We start from the raw sequence: 19,017 nt of genomic DNA, 5'->3' as shown, positions 1-19,017 counted from the left end.
CCCAAACCTCGCTTCCGGAACACCACGACACGCAGCGCTCCCCGCCGAAAACCCGAACAGGACGCCACGCCTGCTTCAGCGTGGCGTCCGGTGTTCGGGGCTCACTTCACCGTAAATTGAGACTCCCTGGGGTATCCCCCCAGCTGGCCGATCTTGTTACATGGGCGCGACCACACCCGCCGGCCGCTGCAGGGCAGCCACAGTCGCAAACTTGGTGACGGACACTCGGTCCAATCTACCGTCAGCGCGCAAGCGACAATAAGAAAGGGCCATAGCCCTTAACTATCATCGCATTTCGTATCTTCAGCCAGTGATGTGCGACCTATCGCGAGCAGGATCGTACAGATGCGACTGGGCACAGTTCAGGGTTTCGGCCAATGCGCGACCGACGAGAATCACGGCCGCCTGCCGCAGTCCGGCCGCTTCCACGCGATCGGCGATATCGGCCAGGGTGCCCCGGAGAACCTGCTGTTCAGGCTGGGTCGCGCGGTAGACCACCGCGACCGGGCAGTCCGCGCCATAGTCGGGAACCAGTTCCTGCGCGAGGGTCCGGATCCGGGTGATGGCGAGATGCAGGATCAGGGTCGCCCGGGTGCGCGCGAAATTTGCCAGCGCCTCCGATTCCGGCATGGCGGTCGACCGCGCCTGTGCGCGGGTCAACACGACCGACTGCACCTGCTCGGGCACCGTGAGCTCCGCACCCAGCAGCGCCGCGGCGGCCGCGTACGCCGGCACCCCGGGCGTCACGTCCCAGGGGATTCCCAGGGCGTCGAGCCTGCGCTTCTGCTCGGTGAGCGCCGAATATAAGGACGGATCGCCCGAGCACAACCGCGCGACGTCCTTGCCCTCGGCGTGCGCCCGCGCACAGTGCGCGATGATCTCGTCCAGATCCAGCCGCTGGGTATCGATCAGCTCGGCATCCGGCGCGCAGTGCCCCAGCACCTCGGGATCCAGATAGGTCCCCGCGTACAGGCACACCGGTGACCGCCGCAGCAGCTCGACCGCCCGTACGGTCAGCAGATCCGCCGCCCCCGGCCCGGCCCCGATGAAGTGCACTGTCATCGGCCGAGTCTCGCACACCCGCTCAGGCGGATTGCCCGGCCGCCACCAGCACCGCGATCAGCCGCTGACCGAGAAGTCGGTGACGATCTTGGTGGGGCGGAGGCGGACCACGAGTTCGCCGGGGACGGCATTGCGCTTGCCGAATTCGTCGGCGCGATCGGGACCCATGTAGCGGGCGGCGATGTCGGTGGCGGTACGGAGGAGTTCGTCCGGGTCCTCGGAGATTTCGGCCACACCCTGGACCTGAACGAAGGAGTACGGGGGTGCGGAGACGTCCACGCAGAGGCTCAGGCGGCCGTCGCGCCGGATCGAGCGGCCCTTGGCCGTGTCCTTGCCGGTGTTGAAGACGATCTCGTCGCCTTCGAGGATGAACCAGACGGGCGCCACCAGAGGGCGGCCGTCGCTCGCTACGAAGGCGAGCTTGCCGGTCCGGGTGCCCTCGGTCAGGAAGTCGCGTACACGCTGATCGGACAGTGAGGCCATGGGCGACACCGTACGACCTCAGATGGCCCCGCGCTCACGAGCCCGGGCCACGGCGGAGGTTCGGGATTTGACGCCGAGCTTCGAATAGATGTGGACCAGGTGGGATTTCACGGTGGTCTCGGAAAGGAACAGGCGCTTGCCGATCTCCCGGTTGGAATGGCCGTCGGCCACCAGGCGGAGGACCTCGATCTCGCGCGGACTCAAGGTGGTGTCGGGCTTGCGGACTCGCGTCATGAGACGCGAGGCGACCGAGGGCGACAGCACGCTCTCGCCCTCGGCGGCCGAGCGGACGGCGGCCAGTAGTTCGGCGGGCGGGGTGTCCTTGAGGATGTAGCCGACCGCGCCCGCCTCGATCGCGCCCAGGATGTCGGCGTCGGTGTCGTAGTTGGTGACCACCAGGACATTCGGCGGATTCGGGAGATCGCGCAGGGCCGCGGTGGCGTCCGCGCCGGACTTGCCGGGGCCGAAGCGCAGATCCATCAGGACCAGGTCGACGGGGGTGGTCGAGCAGAAGGCCACGGACTCTTCGGCGGTCGCCACCTCGCCCACGACTTCGATGTCGTCGCAATCGGTTTCGGCGACGCTGGAGTCCAGCAGCGCGCGCAGGCCCGCGCGGACGATGGCGTGGTCGTCGGCGAGGAGGATGCGGATCATTTCTGCTCCGAGGGGAAGGTGGGCTGCTCCTCCAGGGGGAAGGAGACGGTGACCGCGGTGTGGCCGGGCTCGGATTCGACATCCATGGTGCCGCCCTGCTGCTCCACCCGGCTGCGCATGGCATTGAGACCGAAACTGCCGGAGGGGGATTCGGCCAGCACCGCGGGATCGATGCCGACGCCGTCGTCGACCACGTCCAGATGCACGGCGTCATCGGCGTAGGTGAGAGTGACCCGCATGCGCTGAGCGTGGGCGTGCCGCACCACATTCGAGACCGCGCCCTGGGTGATGCGGACCAGGGCGGCCTCCATGGACATGGGCAGCGCCTGCGGCTCCCCCTCGACGAGCACCTGGGCATCCAGGCCGGGCGCGGCGGCCCGCTCGGCAATGCGGTGCAGCGCACCGGCGAGGGACTGGCCCTCGAGTGCGGCGGGCGTGAGTTCCGCGATGAGCTGGCGGGTTTCGACCAGGCTGTCGGCGGCGGTCTCGCGGGCCAGCCGGATCTTCTCCAGCGCCGGATGCTCCGGAGCGGCGCGCTCGACGGCGTGCAGCAGCAGCTGAATACTGCTGAGGCCCTGGGCAACCGTGTCGTGGATCTCCTGGGCCAGGCGCTCCCGCTCGGCCATCTTGCCCGCGGTGCGTTCCTGTTCGGCGAGAGTGTTTCTGGTGGCGAGCAATTCGTCGATGAGGCGCTGACGATCGGCGGCCTCCCGGAACAGCGCCTGGTAGCCGAGCCCGATGGCCACCGCGACCAGGGCGCCGAGCAGCGGGCCGATCACACCCGCCACCGTCCAGCCGCGGTGCGCGGCGAACCCGACCACCGACACCACCGTGGCCGCGGTCACCGCGAGCAGCCCCCAATTGCGCGGCAGCAGATGGAGATACAGGAAGAACAGTCCGAACACCAGGTACACCGCCAGCGGAGCCACGATCACCAGGCCCAGCCACAGCAGCGTCAACAGGCCCAGCCACACCCGGGCCGCGGGAAGATCGCGACGGAACCGGCCGCCGGCGAAGTAGACGCCGAGAAAGACGCTCGCGAGCACCACGACCAGCAACCGATGCGAACCCGTCAGGAACTCCTGCACCGCCACCACGATGGTGAGCACCACCACCATGACATGCAGTCCCGCCTGCAGGGCGGAGAAGACCGGGGTGAGTGGCGAGCGGTGCACGCGACCAGCTTATGCCCGGCTATTGACGCGGCATCCATCGAAAGTAGGAAACGCCGCCCCACCCTTGGCTGGTCCGGGAACCGTCCTGCTCGACGATGGTTTCCGGGGTCCGCGAAGACACAGTGGAATCATGTTCGTCGCACTCAGAGATCTGCGGGCCGCCCGCGGCCGCTTCCTCCTCATCTCCCTGGTGGTCACGCTGGTCGCGCTGCTGGTGAGCTTTCTCAGCGGCCTGACGGCCGGATTGGCGCACCAGAACATTTCCGCCGTCCAGTCCCTCGAGACCAGCACGGTCGTCTTCTCCGACACAGGGTCCTCCCCCTCCTTCGACGCCTCCACCTTGAGCACCGAGCAGGTGCAGACGTGGCAGGCGGCGGGCGGCACCGTCGATCCGATCGGCATCAGCCGCACCCGCGCCACCCTCGACGGCGCGTCGCCCACCCAGGTGGCACTGTTCGGCGTCCAGGGCACGCCATTCGGCAAGCGCGTGGCAACCGATCCGGGCTCGGTGATCCTGTCCAAGGCCGCCGCCAAGGACCTCGACGCCAAGACCGGCGACACCGTCGAGCTGGGCGCGGCCTCCTACACCGTGCGGGGCGTGACCGATGACGACTGGTACGCGCACACCCCCGTGGTGTGGATGACGTTGGCGGACTGGCAGTCCCTCAACCCTCACGCGGGCGCGGCCACCATCCTCGCCGTGTCCGGCGTGAGCGATCAGTCCGCGGTGAACGCGGCCGCGCACACCACCACGACCAGCAGCAAGGACTCGCTGTCCGCGATGTCGTCGTACCAGGCCGAGAACGGGTCGCTGACCCTCATGACCGTCATGCTGTTCGCCATCTCGGCGCTGGTGATCGGCGCGTTCTTCACGGTGTGGACCGTGCAGCGGCAGCCGGACATCGCGACGCTGAAAGCGCTGGGCGCGACCACCGGCTCACTGATCCGGGATGCCCTGAGCCAGGCGCTGATCGTGTTGCTGCTCGGCGTCGGCGTCGGTGTCGGACTGACGGCCGTGGCGGGCGTATTCATGGGCGGCGCAGTGCCGTTCGTGCTCAGCGCGAGCACCACGCTGTTCCCGGCCGCGGCGCTGATCGCGCTCGGCCTGCTCGGCGCGGCCTTCGCACTGCGATTCCTCGTCACCACCGATCCCCTCACCGCCCTCAACCAGGCCCGCTGATGACCACACTCCCCCTGCCTCCCAGGAGCATTGCGATGACCAACGCACTGACCGTCTCCGATCTGACCCTCACCTTCCCGGACGGCACGGACCGCATCACCGCCCTCGACCACGTGAACCTGCGCGTGGGCGGCGGCGAGATCGCGGCCATCACCGGGCCGTCCGGCTCCGGCAAGTCGACCCTGCTGGCCACCGTCTCCACCCTGCTGCGCCCCGATTCGGGCCGGGTGGAGCTCGAAACCGCCACGGGCACCATCGATCTCGCCTCACTGAGCCGACGCGACGCCGCGACGCTGCGTCGCAGCTCGATCGGCATCGTGTTCCAGCAGTCCAATCTGGTCCCGGCGCTGACCGCCGTCGAGCAGCTCGAGGCCATGGTGCACCTGGGGCAGACCTGGTTCGTCTCGCCCGCCAAGCGGCGCACAGCCCGTTCGCGCGCACGGGATCTGCTGGCGGCCGTGGGACTCTCGGGGCAGGAGAACAAGCGGCCGGCTCAGCTCTCGGGCGGGCAGCGGCAGCGGGTGAACATCGCGCGCGCCCTGATGAACGACCCGTCGCTGCTGGTCATCGACGAGCCGACCAGTGCATTGGATCAGGAGCGCGGGGCGGCCATCATCGATCTGATCGTCGGGATCGTTCGGGAGCATGGAGCGTCGACGTTGCTGGTGACGCACGATCTGTCGCATCTGGATCAGATGGACAGCGTGTATCGAATGGTGGATGGCGTTCTTACACAACACAATACGGCATTGGCTGCTTGAAATATTCAGGGATGCCGAACAATTCAGGTTCCTATGTTATTGCGACAGCAATAGAATAGAGGTTTGAATTCGAAGGGGGGAAGCGCTGGAGAGCTGCGGATCGATCCCTGCACGAAACCAGCGGGGCGGGGGACCTGGTGCCGTTCCTGCGCCGGACGTTGGGATTGTCGAGGTATGACGCATCGGTGCGAGTGAAGATCACCCGCACCGCCACCGCCGGTGTCATCGACTCGAAGACCCTCGAGGCCGCCGCCCGCCGCGACGCCGGTCGGCGCACCCACGACGCCCTGTTCGCGCTGCTGCAGCCCGGAGTCGCCCCCGCCGAGCTCGGCTCCCACCGCGGTCTGCCGGTCCAGGGCATCCCGACCCCCGCGGGGTTGGTTTTTTATCTTTTGGCTTCTATTGCGCGGGCGGCGCGATCGCGGATTTTTCGCAGCTCGTCTGTTAGTTGCTGGGGGCTGTGCACTTCGAATTCGACGCCCAGCTCCAGGAGGCGGTGTGCTACCCATTCGGGGAGGTCGTCTCGGAACATGTTCAGGGCGCAGGTGTTTGGTCCGTGCGGGACGATGTCGCCGGGGGCTTCGCCCAGGCGGCCGATCACGGCTTCGGCGGGGGCGGCGATGTCGACTTGGAAGTGCAGGGTTGGGGTGCCCCAGTCGGTTCGCTCGCCGGTTACGTAGGCGGCGGGGTTGGCGGCGGGGAGGTCGCGTGGGGTGAAGCGGGCGCCGGTGGGGTGGAGGCGGTGGATTCGGTCGGCGCGGAAGACGCGCCAGTCGTTGCGGTCGAGGTCGAAGGCGACCAGGTACCAGCGGTGCCGGTGGGGGACCAGCCCGACGGGCTCGGTGTTGCGGCGGGTTTCGGTGCCGTTGGCCGCTTCGTAGGCGAAGCGGATTCGCTCCCTGTTGGTCACGGCCGCGGCCAGGGCGGTGAGGAGCTCCGGGTCGACGGGGGTCGCGCCGGAGCGGGGCGGGACGGTGGCGGCTCCCAGGACCCGCACCCGGCGGCGCAGTTTGGCGGGGAGTACCTGTTCGATCTTGGCGAGCGCCCGGACCGACGCTTCCTCGATGCCGGCGATGGCGGAGCCCGCGGCCGCCCGGAGACCGACCGCGATGGCGACGGCCTCCTCGTCGTCGACCAGCAGTGGCGGCATGGCGGACCCGGCGACCAGGCGGTACCCGCCGGTGGCGCCCATGGTGGCCGCGACGGGGTAGCCGAGGTCGCGGAGCCGGTCGATGTCGCGGCGGACGGTGCGATCGGTGACGCCGAGACGTTCGGCGAGTTCGCTGCCGGGCCATTCACGCGGGGTCTGCAGCAGGGACAGCAGCCGCAGCAGTCGTGCCGACGTGTCGCTCATGCCGCCATCCTCCGCTCGAAGTAGGACGAGAATAGTCCTATATGGCTCCTACCGTGGTCAGCGGATCGCCCGCCCGACGTCAGGAGTCACGATGACCAGCACCGATATCCGCCCGTTCCGCATCGCCATCCCGCAGTCCGATCTCGATGACCTCCTCGACCGGCTGGCACGAACCCGCTGGACCCGGCAACTCCCGGGACAGGGCTGGGAGCGCGGCGTCCCGGTGGCCTATCTGCGCGAGCTGGCCGAATACTGGCGCACCGAATTCGACTGGCGCGCACAGGAAGCGGCGCTCAATGAATTCCCGCAGTTCCTGACCGAGATCGACGGGCTGGACGTGCACTTCCTGCACGTGCGCTCGGACGCCCCGGACGCGCTGCCGCTCATCCTCACTCACGGCTGGCCGAACAGCTTCGTGGAGTTCACGAAAACCATTCCCCTGCTGACGAATCCGCGAGCGCACGGCATGGAGTCGGCGCAGGCGTTCCATGTGGTGATCCCTTCGGTGCCGGGTTTCGGATTCTCGGCGGCGCCACGCGAACCGGGCATGCGGCCACGGCAGGTGGCCCGCATGTGGGTGGAGCTCATGGCCCGCCTGGGTTACGACCGCTACGGCGCGCAGGGCGGGGACCTGGGTGCGTACGTGGTGCAGGAGATGGCGATCGCCGCGCCCGGCCACCTGATCGGCGTGCACATCGACGGCGGCATCGGCCTGCCCACCGAGGCGGACGTCCCGACCATGACGGCCGAGGAACGCGCCGAGTGGGATCTCATGCAGAAGTGGCAGTCCGGCGTGAATCACCATGTCCTGCTCCGCCAGGCGCCGCAGACCTTCGCGCACGCCTGGACCGATTCCCCCGTCGGCCTGCTCGCGTGGCTGGTCCACAAGTTCGACGAGTTCTCCCCACTGGCCGACCGGCTGGAGGACGCCGTGGACCGCGACCAGCTGCTGACCAATGTCAGCGTCTACTGGTTCTCCGATACCGCCGCCACCTCGTCCTGGCCCATGTACAACGGACTGGGCGACCATGGTTTCGCATGGCCGACCGGCCAGAAGCTGGTCCCGGTCGGCGTATACGCCGGGGGCTCGGCGCTCATGCGCCGGCTCGCCGACCGCGACAACACGATCGTGCACTGGCCCGAGGGCAACACGGGCAACCACTTCCTGGCCATGGACGTTCCCCGGGCGCATGTGGCCGATATTCAGGCCTGTTTCGGCAAGATCCACCGAACCCACCATATTTGACCGATTGGTCTTGAAAGTCGTAGTGTCCTCGCCATGGCGAGGACCAAGGAGTTCGATCCGGACACCACGCTGCGCCGCGCTCTCGAATTGTTCTGGGAGCGCGGCTATGAGGCGACGTCCATGTCGGATCTGGTTGAGCATCTTGGGATTGCCAGGGCGAGCATCTACTCGACCTTCGGCGGCAAGCGCGACCTCTACCTGAAGGCCCTCCAGCGCTACCTCGAGACCACCGATCCGGTGATCATGAACGAGCTGTCGCAGCCGGGTCCGGTGCTGCCCGCGGTACACGGGCTCGTGCAGCGGTTCGTACGCGAAGCATCCAGTCCCGATTCATCTCTGGGCTGCCTGGTCGTGAACAGCGCCGTCGAGTTGGCACACTGCGACGAGGCGGTGGCGCGGCTCGTGGAGTCCAGCTGGGCGCACCTCGAGACGACATTGACTTCCGCGCTGCTGCGCGCCCGCGCGCAGGGCGAGCTGGCCGCGGACGCGGACCCGCGCGCACTCGCCCGATTCCTTCTCGTCTTCTTCCAGGGAGTCCGCGTCATCGAGCGCACGCCGGATTCGGCTGCACGCCTGCAGGATGCGGCCCGCGTGGCCGTATCCGTGCTCGGCTGAACAGGTTTCCCATTCATCCACAGCCTTCCCCACTGCCCACATTCGGGAACGATCATTCCTAAAAGGAGTTGCGAACCGTCATGACCACCCGATTCGATGACAAAACTGTGCTGATCACCGGCGGCGCGGGCACGATCGCGGGCGCGACCGCCCAGGCCTTCGCCGATCTCGGCGCCACGGTGGTGCTGGCGGGCCGTGATGCACAGCGGCTGGCCGACGCGGCCGGACGAGTTCGGCCGGCGGGCGGCGCGGTGGACCACCTGGTCGCCGACGTCACCGACGGCTACCAGGTGGCGGCCATGGTCGAGGAGGTCGTGCGCCGGCACGGCGGCCTGCACGTGGCCTTCAACAATGCCGGAATTCTGGGCACGCCCGCCCCGGTCGGCGAGCTGGAGGATGCCGACTGGCACCGGGTGCTCGATGTCAACCTGACCGGCGTTTTCCTGTCGATGAAACACGAGATCGCCCATATGCGCGGCAATGGCGGCGGCGTCATCGTGAATATGGCCTCGAATATCGGCACGCACGGCCGCCGTCCGGGTCTGGCGGCCTACGCGGCATCCAAAGCGGCGGTCAGCGTGCTGACCCAGACCGCGGCGCGTGACCATATCGGTGACGGTATTCGCATCAATGCGGTCAGCCCGGGTGCGACCGATACGCGAATGTCCTTCCGCCCGGGCGAAACACGCGCGGATCGCGATGCGCGCGTGGCGTCGGCAATTCCGCTGGGCCGGGTCGGGGATCCGGCGGAGATCGCGGCGGCCGTGGTGTGGCTGGCCTCCCCGGAATCCGCTTTCGTCATCGGCCACGATCTGGTGATCGACGGCGGCGCTACGGCGTGATCTCACCGTTTGTCCAACGGGTACGGCGAGCTTCCAATAGCGGAATCGAAGTGGGGTGTTGAACCGGCAGACACGTCCCTGTCATCTCCGCTGACTAATGTGCTGGGAATTCGCAGGTCGCGTTATAGGAGTCGCGATGAGGGACACACTGCCATCCAAGAACCAGGTCCTCGAGGCTTGCCGAGGTTCTGGTCAGCCCTGTCATCCACTACTACGCGCGGCGCAGGATCTGACCGCGCTGCACGAGCGCCTGCTCAGTGCCGAACCGGCCCAGCTGATCGAACTCGACACCATCCGGACGGATCTGGTGCGTCAGATCGACTGCTGGGTGACCGCGCAATTGCCGCCGTCACATGGCGCGGCCCGGGTGCACACCGAAACCCTGGGCGCGGTCATCGATCGGCTGGCCCGGTTCACCGCCACCGCCTATGCGGCGCTGGCGCGCGAATCCGGCGGCCGGGAACTCACGATTGCCTGGGAGCACCTGGCCGAATTAGCGGTCGGATATGAGGACTTGGCGTCGGAAGTGCGCACCGGGCGTCGTCGTCTACCCGGTGCACACTGATCCACCTCACTTCGGCTTGCGCGCGGCGTACCAGTCCAGGAGTTCGGGGACGTCGACGGCCGTGGGGGCCACCACCGTGGACACCTCCGCGCCCTGGAACAGTTTCTTGATCGGCACTTCCAGTTTCTTACCGGTGCGAGTATGCGGAATACCGGGGGCCGCGATGATTTCGTCCGGCACATGTCGCGGGGACACTTCGGCGCGAATGGTCGCATTGATGCGGGACTGCAGCTCGTCGGTCAATTCGGTCCCGGGGGTCAGCACCACGAACAACGGCATCCAGTAGCCGCCGTCCGGTTGTTCGGCGCCGATGACCAGTGCCTCGGCGATTTCCGGTATGCGTTCCACCGCCTGATAGATATCGGCGCTGCCCATCCGGATGCCCTGCCGGTTCAGGGTGGAGTCGGAGCGGCCGTGCACCACGATGCTGCCGTGTTCGGTAATCGTGATCCAGTCGCCGTGCCGCCACACACCGGGGAACATCTCGAAATAGGCGTCGCGATAGCGGGCGCCGTCGGGATCGTTCCAGAAGGACACCGGCATGGACGGCATCGGCTTGGTGATGACCAGTTCGCCGACCTCGTCGCGCACCGGATTGCCCTGCTCGTCCCAGGCGTCCAGGGCCACGCCGAGGTACGGGGCGGACAGCTCGCCGGGCCAGACGGGCACGGTGCGGACGCCGCCGATGAAGGCGGACACCACATCGGTGCCACCGCTGATCGAGGCCACCGGCACCTGCGCGCCGACATTGTCGCGCAGCCACAGCGAGGACGACGGGGGCAGCGCGGAGCCGGTGATGCCGACCAGCCGCAGGGCGGACAGGTCGTGGTCGGTGCGCGGCACGGATCCGGCCTTGGCGCAGGCCAGCACATAGCCGGGGCTGGTGCCGAGGACCGTCGCGCCGGTACGGGAGGCCAACTGCCACAGCGCATCCGGCGTCGGCGCGGCGGGGCTGCCGTCGTAGCAGACGATGGTCGCGCCCACCAGCAGTCCGGCGACCTGGAAGTTCCACATCATCCAGCTCGGGCTGGTGTACCAGAAGAACGTGTCGTCCGGACCGATATCCGATTGCACGGCAACGGCTTTGAGGTGCTCGAGCAGCACGCCGCCGTGCCCGTGCACGATGCCCTTGGGCTTGCCGGTGGTGCCGGAGGAGTACAGCACCCACAGCGGGTGCGCGAAATCCACCTCCTCGATCGGGAGCACGACGAACTCGTCACCGGGATCGACGCTCTCCCAGGCCAGGGTGCCGGGCACCTCGAGGCCGAGGCGCGGCACCAGCACGGTCGCCGCCAGCGAGGGCAGTCCGGCGCGCAGGGCGGCGATATCGGCGCTCTTGTCGTGCGCCTTGCCGCCGAACCGGTAGCCGTCGGCGGTGACCAGTACCTTCGGTTCCAGCTGCCCGAGCCGGTCGAGCGCGGCCTGGGCGGAGTAGTCCTGGCCGCAGGCGCTCCAGACGGCCCCGATGCTGGCGGTGGCCAGGAAGGCGATGACGGCCTCGGGGATGTTCGGCAGGTACCCGGCGACCCGGTCGCCGGGTCCGACGCCCTGCGCGCGCAGGGTGTGGGCGAAGGCGGCGGCGGTGGCGATCAGTGCGGCCCAGGAGATCTCGGTGATCTCGCCGGTCTCGTCGACGGACAGGATGGCGGGCCGGTCGTCGCGGACCTGCCGCATCACCTGCTCGACGTAGTTCAGCGTGGTGCCCGGGAACCACTGTGTGCCGGGCATTTCCGTGCTCCCGAGCACCTCGTCGGAGCGCTCGCCGAGATCGAAGTAGTCCCAGATCGCGCCCCAGAAGCCGGGCAGGTCGTCCACCGACCACTGCCACAGGGCTCGATAGTCCGGCAGGGACAACCCGGTGCGCTTCTCGACGAACAGCGCGAAGCTGGTCACCTGTGCCTCGGCGATGTCCTGATCGCTCGGCACCCACTGTGGTTCCACCGCAATACCTCCTACGACGCGAATCCCGCGCTGCCGGCCGTGGCGGCCCGCTGCACGATTCGCTCGGCATGCCGGATGACCGGCATGTCCACCATGCGCCCCTCGAAGGTGAAGACACCCCGATGGTTCGGCGCTTCCGCCAATAGTCTGCGCGCCCAGTCGACTTCGCCGGGCGTCGGCGCGTAGGCGGTCCGGATGACCGGTACCTGGCTGGGGTGGATGGCCACCTTGGCGTCGAAGCCGATGGCGACCGCGTCCTCCGATTCGGCCGCCAGCCCGGTCAGATCCGGAATATCCAGGTACACCGAGTCCAGCGCGAACTTGCCGTACGCCTTGGCGGCCAGCAGGGATTGGGAGCGCACGTGCCGCGCCACATCCCGGTAGCCGCCGTCGGCGTGCCGGCTGGAGTTGCCGCCGAGCGCCGCGACCAGATCCTCCGCGCCCCACATGACGCCGATGGCATTGCGCACCATGACCGCCCGCCCGACCGCGAGCGCGCCCAGCGGGGATTCGATGAGCGCGATCACCTCGTAGTCGGTCAGCCGCGTGATCTGCTCGGCCGATTCGCATTTGGGCAGCATGATGCGCCGGTACTCGGTGCGCACCAGGGCGTCCAGGTCGAGCATGTGCTCGAAGGTGCCCGCGGCATTGACGCGGACGACGGTGCGTTCGGGGTCCAGCGGGGTGGCGATGAGCGCCTCGCGGGCCGCCGCCTTGTCGGCCTCGGCGACGCCGTCCTCGAGGTCGAGGATGACCACGTCGGCCGCGGCGAGGGCCTTGCCGTAGCGCTCGGGCCGGTCCGCGGGGCAGAAAAGCCAAGCGGGGCCGGGCATTTCCCAACTCATGCCGGTTCCTCCAGCGGGCTGGATGTCGGGCTCCGTCTCACCAAGGTTTTCCGGGCGGCGGTGGCCACGATGTCGCCGTGCTGATTGCGCCCGGTGTGCGCGAAGGTCACGATGCCCTCGCCCGGGCGGCTCTTGGACTCCCGCAGGTCGGTCACCACGGTCTCGGCGTACAGGGTGTCGCCGTGGAAGAGCGGCTTGGGGAAGGCGATCTCGGAGAAGCCGAGGTTGGCCACGATGGTGCCCTGGGTCAGCTGCGCCACCGACAGGCCCACCAGCGTGGACAGCGTGAACATGGAGTTCACCAGCCGCTGATGGAACGGCGGCAGCGCGTCGGAGAACGCCGCGTCCAGGTGCAGGGCCTGAGTGTTCATGGTCAGTGTCGTGAACAGCACATTGTCGGCCTCGGTGATGGTACGGCCGGGCCGGTGCTCGTACACCACGCCGATTTCGAACTCGTCGAACCACAAGCCGCGCTGGACGACCCGCTTCACCCCGGCGGTGCCCGTTTGTCGCTCGCTCACAGGCCGAGCTCCCGACCGATCAGCATCAACTGCACCTCCGTGGTGCCCTCACCGATTTCCAGGATCTTGCTGTCGCGATAGTGCCGCGCCACAGCATATTCGTTCATGAAGCCGTAGCCGCCGAAGATCTGCGTGGCGTCGCGGGCATTGTCCATGGCGGCCTCGCTGGCGACCAGCTTGGCGATGGCGGCCTGCTTCTTGAAAGGCTTGCCGGACAGCATGAGCGCGGCCGCGTCGTAGTAGGCGGTGCGGGCCATGTGGGCGCGCGCCTCCATGCGGGCGATCTTGAAGGCGATGGCCTGGTTGCTGCCGATGGCGCGGCCGAAGGCCTCGCGCTCCTTGGCGTAGCGCACGCTCTCGTCCACGCAGCCCTGCGCCGCGCCGACCGACAGCGCCGCGATCGCGATCCGGCCCTCGTCGAGAATGCGCAGGAAGTTGGCGTAGCCGCGGCCGCGCTCGCCGAGCAGGTTCTCGGCGGGCACCCGGACGTCGTCGAAGCTGAGCGGGTGGGTGTCGGAGGCGTTCCAGCCGACCTTGTTGTAGGCGGGTTCGGCGGTGAAGCCGGGAGTGTCGGTCGGCACGATGATCGTCGAGATCTCCTTCTTGCCGTCCACTCCCCCGGTGACCGCGGTGACCGTCACCAGCCGGGTGATGTCGGTGCCCGAGTTGGTGATGAACTGCTTGGAGCCGTTGATGATCCAGGTGTCGCCGTCCAGCCGCGCGGTGGTGCGGGTGCCGCCCGCGTCGCTGCCCGCGCCGGGCTCGGTGAGGCCGAACGCGCCCAGCGCGCGCCCGCTGGCCAGCAGCGGCAGCCACTCCGCCTTCTGCTTGTCGTTGCCGAAGCGGTAGATGGGCATGGCGCCCAGGGAGACACCGGCCTCCAGGGTGATGGCCACGCTCTGGTCGACCTTGCCGAGCTCCTCGAGTGCCAGGCAGAGCGCGAAGTAGTCGCCGCCCATGCCGCCGAACTCCTCCGGGAACGGCAGGCCGAACAGGCCCATGTCGGCCATGCCCGAGACCACCTCGTAGGGGAAGCTGTGCTCGGCGTCGTGCTTGGCGGCGACCGGGGCCACCACCTGGTTGGCGAAATCGCGGACGGTGAGGGCGAGTTCGCGGTACTCGTCCGGCAGCGTTCCGGTGGACAGGAAATCGGTCATGACTGGGTGTTCTCCTCGGCGATGATGCGAGCCAGCGGCTGTTCGAGTTTCACCTGCGCGCCGGGCTCGACCAGCAGTTCGACGCGGCCGGCAATGGGTGCGGTGAGGGTGTGTTCCATCTTCATGGCCTCCACGACCACGATGGGCGTGCCCGCGGCGACGAGCTCGCCGTCGGCGGCCGGGGTGGCGATGACCGAACCCGGCATGGGGCTCTGGATCTCGGCGTCGCCGACATGGGCGTCGCCGTCGCGGACATCGGCCTCGGCGACCTCGCGCAGCAGCGCGGTGCCGGTGCGGTCGGCGACCCAGATCTGACCGGACCCGGTGGCGACGCGGAAGCGGGTGCGCAGCCCGTCCAGGGCCAGCATCAGCGAGTCACCGTCGGATTCCACTGTCAGGGCGTGCTTTTCGCCGCCCTCGACCCAGGCCGTCGCCTGCTCCGGGGTCCCGGACAGGTACACGTGGGCGGTGCGGTCGCCGCCGACGAGGCGGATGCCGACGGGCGCGTGCGCGCCGACCCGCCAGCCGGTGGGCTGCTGCCACGGATCGACCGGGGCGGCCGGCCAGCGGCGCAGCCAGAGTTCGGCCGCGGCCGCGATGAACTGCTCGTCGCTGACCGGTTCGGGCGTGAAGTCCACGGCGCGGCGGTCCAGCAGACCGGTATCCAGCTGTCCCGCACGGACATCCGGGTCGGCGAGCAGGAAGCGCGTGAAATCGGTATTGGTGCGCACGCCGAGGATCTGCGTGTCCCGCAGGGCCGCATCGAGTTTGGCGATAGCGGCGGCGCGGTCGGCGGCGTGGGCGATGACCTTGGACAGCATCGGGTCGTAGTCGCTGCCGACCACGGTGCCGGCGCGCAGGCCCGAATCCACCCGCACGCCTGGGCCTTCCGGCTCCGACAGTGCGAGCACGGTGCCGCCGGTGGGCAGGAAGTCGCGGCCCGGGTCCTCGGCGTAGACGCGCGCCTCGATGGCGTGGCCGGTGAGCCGGATGTCGTCCTGCGCGGCCGCCAGCTTCTGCCCGGCCGCGATGCGCACCTGGCACTCCACCAGATCGACGCCGGTGACCAGCTCGGTGACCGGGTGCTCGACCTGCAGGCGGGTGTTCATCTCCATGAAGAAGAACTCGTCCGGCTGGTCGGCGGAGACGATGAACTCGACCGTGCCCGCGCCGACATAGTCGACACTGCGCGCGGTATTGCAGGCGGCCGCGCCGATCCGGGCGCGGGTCTGCGGATCCAGCAGCGGCGAGGGGGCCTCCTCGATCACCTTCTGGTGGCGGCGCTGCAGGCTGCACTCGCGCTCGCCCAGGTGCAGCACGTGGCCGAACTGGTCGGCCAGGATCTGCACCTCGATGTGCCGGGGGCGGGTGACGAAGCGCTCCAGGAACAGGGTGTCGTCGCCGAAGGCCGCGCCGGCCTCGCGGCGGGCGCTGACCAGGGCGGCGGGCAGGTCGGCCGGATCGTCGACCCGGCGCATACCCTTGCCGCCGCCACCGGCGGACGGCTTCACCAGCACCGGGTAGCCGATCTCGGTTGCGGCGTAGATCAATTCGGCGTCGGTGAGGCCGGGCTTGGCGATGCCGGGCACCACCGGCACCCCGTATTCGGCCACCGCGTTCTTGGCGGTGATCTTGTCGCCCATCACCTCGATGGCGCGGGCGGAGGGGCCCAGGAAGGCGATGCCCGCGGCCTCGAGTGCGGCCGCGAAGGCCGAATTCTCCGACAGGAAGCCGTATCCCGGGTGCACGGCCTGCGCACCGGAGCGCACGGCGGCCGCGACCACCTTGTCGATGCAGAGATAGGACTCGCGCGCGGGGGCCGGGCCGAGGCGGACCGCGGTATCGGCCTCGCGCACATGGCGGGCGTCGGCGTCGGCGTCGCTGTAGACCGCGACCGATCGAATCCCCATGGCACGCAGGGTGCGAATGACCCGCACCGCGATCTCGCCGCGATTGGCGACCAGCACGGTGTCGAAGGCGACGGGTTGCGCTGTGTCGGAGACAAAGGAGGACATCGTGTTCATCAAGGTCATCACATCCGGAAGACGCCGTAGGAGACGGGCTCGAGCGGGGCCTGCGCACAGACCGAGAGGGCCAGGCCGACAACGGTTCTGGTGTCGGCGGGGTCGATGACGCCGTCGTCCCAGAGGCGGGCCGTGGAGTAGTACGGGTTGCCCTGGTGTTCGTACTGCTCCCGGATCGGGGCCTTGAACGCCTCGAGATCCGCCTCGGACTGGTCACCGCGGACGGTGGCCAGCACGGAGGCCGCCTGCTCGCCGCCCATGACCGAGATACGGGCATTGGGCCACATCCACAGGAAGCGCGGCGAATACGCGCGCCCGCACATGGAGTAGTTGCCCGCGCCGTAGGAGCCGCCGATGACCACGGTCAGCTTGGGCACGCGGGCGCACGCCACCGCGGTCACCATCTTGGCGCCGTGCTTGGCGATGCCGCCCGCCTCGTAGTCGCGCCCGACCATGAAGCCGGTGATGTTCTGCAGGAACAGCAGCGGGATCTGGCGCTTGTCGCAGAGTTCGATGAAATGCGCGCCCTTCATGGCGGATTCGCTGAACAGCACGCCATTGTTGGCGACGATGCCGACCGGGTGGCCGTGGATGCGGGCGAAGCCGGTGACCAGCGTCTTGCCGTATTCGGCCTTGAACTCCTGGAATTCGCCGCCGTCCACCATGCGGGTGATGACCTCGCGGACGTCGTACGGGGTGCGCAGGTCCACCGGGACCACGTCGTACAGCTCGTCCTGCGGTGCGATGGGATCCACGGTCGGCGCGACATCCCACGGGGTCGGGGTCTTCGGGCCGAGGGTGGCCACGATATTGCGCACGATGCGCAGCGCGTCCTGATCGCTCTCGGCCAGGTGGTCGGTGACACCCGAGGTGCGCGAGTGCAGGTCGCCGCCGCCCAGCTCCTCGGCGGTGACCACCTCACCGGTGGCCGCCTTCACCAGCGGCGGACCGCCCAGGAAGATGGTGCCCTGATTGCGCACGATGACGGTCTCGTCGCTCATGGCGGGCACGTACGCGCCGCCGGCGGTGCAGGAGCCGAGCACCGCGGAGATCTGCGCGATGCCCTTGGCGCTCATGTTCGCCTGGTTGTAGAAGATGCGGCCGAAGTGCTCGCGATCGGGGAACACCTCGTCCTGACGGGGCAGGTAGGCGCCGCCGGAGTCGACCAGGTAGATGCACGGCAGGTTGTTCTGCAGTGCCACCTCCTGGGCGCGCAGGTGCTTCTTGACCGTCATCGGGTAGTAGGTGCCGCCCTTGACCGTCGCGTCATTGGCGATGATCACGCACTCGCGCCCGGAGACGCGGCCGATGCCGCCGATGACGCCCGCGCCGGGTGACTCGTCGTCGTACATGCCGTTGGCCGCCAGCGGCGACAGCTCCAGGAACGGGCTGCCGGCGTCCAGCAGCTGGTCCACCCGCTGGCGCGGCAGCAGCTTGCCGCGCGCCAGGTGCCGTTCCCGCGCCCGCTCCGGTCCGCCCAGCGCGCTGACGGCCAGCCGCTCCCGCAGCTCGTCGACCAGCGCCAGATGCGCGGCCCGGTTCCCGGTCCGTGTGCCTTCGGTCAGCGTCATCCGCTCCGCCTCCCCGTTCGGCCGATCCGGCCGCTCGGTTAGTCACCAATAACTGGAAAATAAGATAATCTTCACTAACTGAGTTGTCCAGCACCGACGAGAGGGAGCCACGGTGAACACTGCGGAAACCGTCACGCTCACCCGTCGTGAGCAGCTCAAAGCCCAGCGTAGGCAGCAGCTGCTGGAGGCGGGGGCGCGGCTCATCGCCGATCGCGGATTCCTGGGCATGCGGCTCGACGACCTGGGCGCGGCGGCCGGAATCAGCGGACCCGCGGTGTATCGGCACTTCCCCAACAAGGAGGCGCTGCTGGTCGAGCTGCTGGTCGGCATCAGTCAGCGGCTGCTCGACGGCGGCCGGGCCGTGGCCGAGCAGGCGGCGTCGCCGCAGGAGGCGCTGAGCGGGCTGGTCGATTTCCACCTCGACTTCGCCCTCGGCGAGCCCGAGCTCATCCGAATCCAGGATCGCGACCTGGAGAACCTGCCGGAGTCCGCGCGCCGTCAGGTGCGGCGCACCCAGCGGCAGTACGTGGAGGTCTGGGTGGCGGTGTTGCGTGAACTGCGGCCGGAGCTACCCGAGCAGGCGGCGCGCGTACAGGCGCACGCGACCTTCGGCCTCATCAACTCCACGCCGCACAGCGCGCCGGCCAGCGCGACCCGCGCACGGCCGGTGCTGCGGCAGATGGCGCTCGCCGCTCTGGGGTGAGGTCGGCACTGAGCTGAATTGCCCTGGCGCGGTATGGATGTGGCGCGGGCGGAGATGATCCGCCCGCGCGGAGCGGGGTCGGGCGAGGTGACCCCGCAGCCCGACGAGCCGGCGACCACGCCACGGCACGGGGCACTCGCGGCGGCGGGCCGAATCTCCCCGAGCGCGGTCGGGGACGGTGGCGGGGGGGGGGGGGGTGGAGGCCCCCGCCCCCGAGGTGTTATCTGTGGTAAAACACGCGGAGCGGGGGGGGGGCGCGGGCGCGCGCCGCGGCGACAGGTGCGGAGTGGGGGGGGGGCGGCGGGGGCCCCACCACGG

18 protein-coding genes are annotated in these 19,017 nt (G+C 68.9%); 7 read left to right on the top strand and 11 right to left on the bottom strand.

Going from position 1 to position 19,017, the window contains the following annotated elements:
- Positions 1–303: 303 nt before the first annotated feature.
- Genes cobM through ACFXKA_RS06740 form a run of 4 tightly spaced genes read right to left on the bottom strand, consistent with a single transcriptional unit; the run spans position 304 to position 3,374 of the window.
- Positions 304–1,062, bottom strand: coding sequence for a precorrin-4 C(11)-methyltransferase (gene cobM, locus ACFXKA_RS06755; RefSeq protein ID WP_354836405.1), 759 nt, complete (start codon positions 1,060–1,062; stop codon positions 304–306).
- Positions 1,063–1,119: 57 nt separating this feature from the next.
- Positions 1,120–1,545 (bottom strand): PPOX class F420-dependent oxidoreductase, encoded by a 426-nt coding sequence (locus tag ACFXKA_RS06750; protein WP_354836407.1) that lies wholly within the window; start codon positions 1,543–1,545, stop codon positions 1,120–1,122.
- 18 nt (positions 1,546–1,563) lie between these two features.
- Positions 1,564–2,199 (bottom strand): response regulator transcription factor, encoded by a 636-nt coding sequence (locus ACFXKA_RS06745; RefSeq protein WP_033090529.1) that lies wholly within the window; start codon positions 2,197–2,199, stop codon positions 1,564–1,566.
- Positions 2,196–3,374: a sensor histidine kinase gene (locus ACFXKA_RS06740; protein ID WP_379426414.1), complete on the bottom strand. Its 1,179-nt coding sequence runs from the start codon at positions 3,372–3,374 to the stop codon at positions 2,196–2,198. Before ACFXKA_RS06740 ends, ACFXKA_RS06745 begins: the two co-directional genes overlap by 4 nt.
- A 130-nt stretch (positions 3,375–3,504) precedes the next feature.
- On the opposite strand from ACFXKA_RS06740, the gene ACFXKA_RS06735 reads away from it, so the two are divergent.
- Together ACFXKA_RS06735 and ACFXKA_RS06730 are read left to right on the top strand one after the other, a co-directional pair.
- Complete coding sequence (locus ACFXKA_RS06735; protein ID WP_379426413.1) at positions 3,505–4,554, top strand: ABC transporter permease; 1,050 nt, start codon at positions 3,505–3,507, stop codon at positions 4,552–4,554.
- 35 nt (positions 4,555–4,589) lie between these two features.
- On the top strand, positions 4,590–5,315 hold the full coding sequence (locus tag ACFXKA_RS06730) for an ABC transporter ATP-binding protein (protein WP_379426412.1): 726 nt from the start codon (positions 4,590–4,592) through the stop codon (positions 5,313–5,315).
- 385 nt (positions 5,316–5,700) lie between these two features.
- Here the strand turns inward: ACFXKA_RS06730 and ACFXKA_RS06725 are convergent, their stop codons facing one another.
- Entirely contained in the window at positions 5,701–6,669 is a 969-nt protein-coding gene (locus ACFXKA_RS06725; RefSeq protein ID WP_379426411.1) for a helix-turn-helix transcriptional regulator, read from the bottom strand.
- Positions 6,670–6,760: 91 nt separating this feature from the next.
- Here ACFXKA_RS06725 and ACFXKA_RS06720 point away from each other — a divergent pair, with 91 nt between their 5' ends.
- The 4 genes from ACFXKA_RS06720 (at position 6,761) to ACFXKA_RS06705 (ending at position 9,937) form a co-directional block, all read left to right on the top strand.
- Positions 6,761–7,915, top strand: coding sequence for an epoxide hydrolase family protein (locus tag ACFXKA_RS06720; RefSeq protein ID WP_379426410.1), 1,155 nt, complete (start codon positions 6,761–6,763; stop codon positions 7,913–7,915).
- A gap of 33 nt (positions 7,916–7,948) precedes the next feature.
- Positions 7,949–8,530: a TetR family transcriptional regulator gene (locus ACFXKA_RS06715; RefSeq protein ID WP_354836420.1), complete on the top strand. Its 582-nt coding sequence runs from the start codon at positions 7,949–7,951 to the stop codon at positions 8,528–8,530.
- An 80-nt stretch (positions 8,531–8,610) separates the two neighbouring features.
- The gene (locus tag ACFXKA_RS06710; RefSeq protein ID WP_379426409.1) at positions 8,611–9,372 is read left to right on the top strand and encodes an SDR family NAD(P)-dependent oxidoreductase; all 762 of its coding nucleotides are present in this window, start codon (positions 8,611–8,613) and stop codon (positions 9,370–9,372) included.
- Between the two features lie 136 nt (positions 9,373–9,508).
- Positions 9,509–9,937 (top strand): DUF4254 domain-containing protein, encoded by a 429-nt coding sequence (locus tag ACFXKA_RS06705; protein ID WP_379426408.1) that lies wholly within the window; start codon positions 9,509–9,511, stop codon positions 9,935–9,937.
- A 6-nt stretch (positions 9,938–9,943) separates the two neighbouring features.
- On the opposite strand, the gene ACFXKA_RS06700 is transcribed toward ACFXKA_RS06705, so the two are convergent.
- From ACFXKA_RS06700 to ACFXKA_RS06675, 6 genes are read right to left on the bottom strand one after another with little or no spacing between them, the layout of a single operon-like run.
- Positions 9,944–11,878 carry an acetoacetate--CoA ligase gene (locus tag ACFXKA_RS06700; RefSeq protein ID WP_379426407.1) on the bottom strand — a complete coding sequence of 645 codons (1,935 nt, stop codon included), beginning with the start codon at positions 11,876–11,878 and terminating at the stop codon, positions 9,944–9,946.
- 11 nt (positions 11,879–11,889) lie between these two features.
- On the bottom strand, positions 11,890–12,723 hold the full coding sequence (locus ACFXKA_RS06695) for an HpcH/HpaI aldolase/citrate lyase family protein (protein ID WP_379397205.1): 834 nt from the start codon (positions 12,721–12,723) through the stop codon (positions 11,890–11,892).
- Positions 12,720–13,244: a MaoC family dehydratase gene (locus tag ACFXKA_RS06690; protein WP_379426406.1), complete on the bottom strand. Its 525-nt coding sequence runs from the start codon at positions 13,242–13,244 to the stop codon at positions 12,720–12,722. Before ACFXKA_RS06690 ends, ACFXKA_RS06695 begins: the two co-directional genes overlap by 4 nt.
- Positions 13,241–14,401 carry an acyl-CoA dehydrogenase family protein gene (locus ACFXKA_RS06685; protein WP_354836432.1) on the bottom strand — a complete coding sequence of 387 codons (1,161 nt, stop codon included), beginning with the start codon at positions 14,399–14,401 and terminating at the stop codon, positions 13,241–13,243. The genes ACFXKA_RS06690 and ACFXKA_RS06685 overlap by 4 nt, the downstream gene beginning before the upstream one ends.
- Complete coding sequence (locus ACFXKA_RS06680; protein WP_379426405.1) at positions 14,398–16,425, bottom strand: biotin carboxylase N-terminal domain-containing protein; 2,028 nt, start codon at positions 16,423–16,425, stop codon at positions 14,398–14,400. Before ACFXKA_RS06680 ends, ACFXKA_RS06685 begins: the two co-directional genes overlap by 4 nt.
- Before the next feature lie 8 nt (positions 16,426–16,433).
- The gene (locus ACFXKA_RS06675; protein ID WP_379426404.1) at positions 16,434–17,996 is read right to left on the bottom strand and encodes a carboxyl transferase domain-containing protein; all 1,563 of its coding nucleotides are present in this window, start codon (positions 17,994–17,996) and stop codon (positions 16,434–16,436) included.
- 112 nt (positions 17,997–18,108) lie between these two features.
- Between ACFXKA_RS06675 and ACFXKA_RS06670 the strand changes: the two genes are divergently transcribed.
- Positions 18,109–18,699: a TetR/AcrR family transcriptional regulator gene (locus ACFXKA_RS06670; RefSeq protein ID WP_379426403.1), complete on the top strand. Its 591-nt coding sequence runs from the start codon at positions 18,109–18,111 to the stop codon at positions 18,697–18,699.
- Positions 18,700–19,017: the final 318 nt, after the last annotated feature.

This window comes from Nocardia sp. NPDC059228 (genome assembly GCF_042754245.1).
In the GTDB taxonomy this organism is placed as follows: Bacteria; Actinomycetota; Actinomycetes; order Mycobacteriales; family Mycobacteriaceae; genus Nocardia.
This window is presented reverse-complemented; position numbering and strand designations above follow the sequence as displayed.

Excerpts from the sequence above, each read along its gene's own strand:
- cobM (WP_354836405.1), bottom strand. The coding sequence starts at position 1,062 with ATGACAGTGCACTTCATCGGGGCCGGGCCGGGGGCGGCGGATCTGCTG.
- ACFXKA_RS06750 (WP_354836407.1), bottom strand. The coding sequence starts at position 1,545 with ATGGCCTCACTGTCCGATCAGCGTGTACGCGACTTCCTGACCGAGGGC.
- ACFXKA_RS06745 (WP_033090529.1), bottom strand. The coding sequence starts at position 2,199 with ATGATCCGCATCCTCCTCGCCGACGACCACGCCATCGTCCGCGCGGGC.
- ACFXKA_RS06735 (WP_379426413.1), top strand. The coding sequence starts at position 3,505 with ATGTTCGTCGCACTCAGAGATCTGCGGGCCGCCCGCGGCCGCTTCCTC.
- ACFXKA_RS06730 (WP_379426412.1), top strand. The coding sequence starts at position 4,590 with ATGACCAACGCACTGACCGTCTCCGATCTGACCCTCACCTTCCCGGAC.
- ACFXKA_RS06725 (WP_379426411.1), bottom strand. The coding sequence starts at position 6,669 with ATGAGCGACACGTCGGCACGACTGCTGCGGCTGCTGTCCCTGCTGCAG.
- ACFXKA_RS06720 (WP_379426410.1), top strand. The coding sequence starts at position 6,761 with ATGACCAGCACCGATATCCGCCCGTTCCGCATCGCCATCCCGCAGTCC.
- ACFXKA_RS06715 (WP_354836420.1), top strand. The coding sequence starts at position 7,949 with ATGGCGAGGACCAAGGAGTTCGATCCGGACACCACGCTGCGCCGCGCT.
- ACFXKA_RS06710 (WP_379426409.1), top strand. The coding sequence starts at position 8,611 with ATGACCACCCGATTCGATGACAAAACTGTGCTGATCACCGGCGGCGCG.
- ACFXKA_RS06705 (WP_379426408.1), top strand. The coding sequence starts at position 9,509 with ATGAGGGACACACTGCCATCCAAGAACCAGGTCCTCGAGGCTTGCCGA.
- ACFXKA_RS06695 (WP_379397205.1), bottom strand. The coding sequence starts at position 12,723 with ATGAGTTGGGAAATGCCCGGCCCCGCTTGGCTTTTCTGCCCCGCGGAC.
- ACFXKA_RS06685 (WP_354836432.1), bottom strand. The coding sequence starts at position 14,401 with ATGACCGATTTCCTGTCCACCGGAACGCTGCCGGACGAGTACCGCGAA.
- ACFXKA_RS06680 (WP_379426405.1), bottom strand. The coding sequence starts at position 16,425 with ATGAACACGATGTCCTCCTTTGTCTCCGACACAGCGCAACCCGTCGCC.
- ACFXKA_RS06675 (WP_379426404.1), bottom strand. The coding sequence starts at position 17,996 with ATGACGCTGACCGAAGGCACACGGACCGGGAACCGGGCCGCGCATCTG.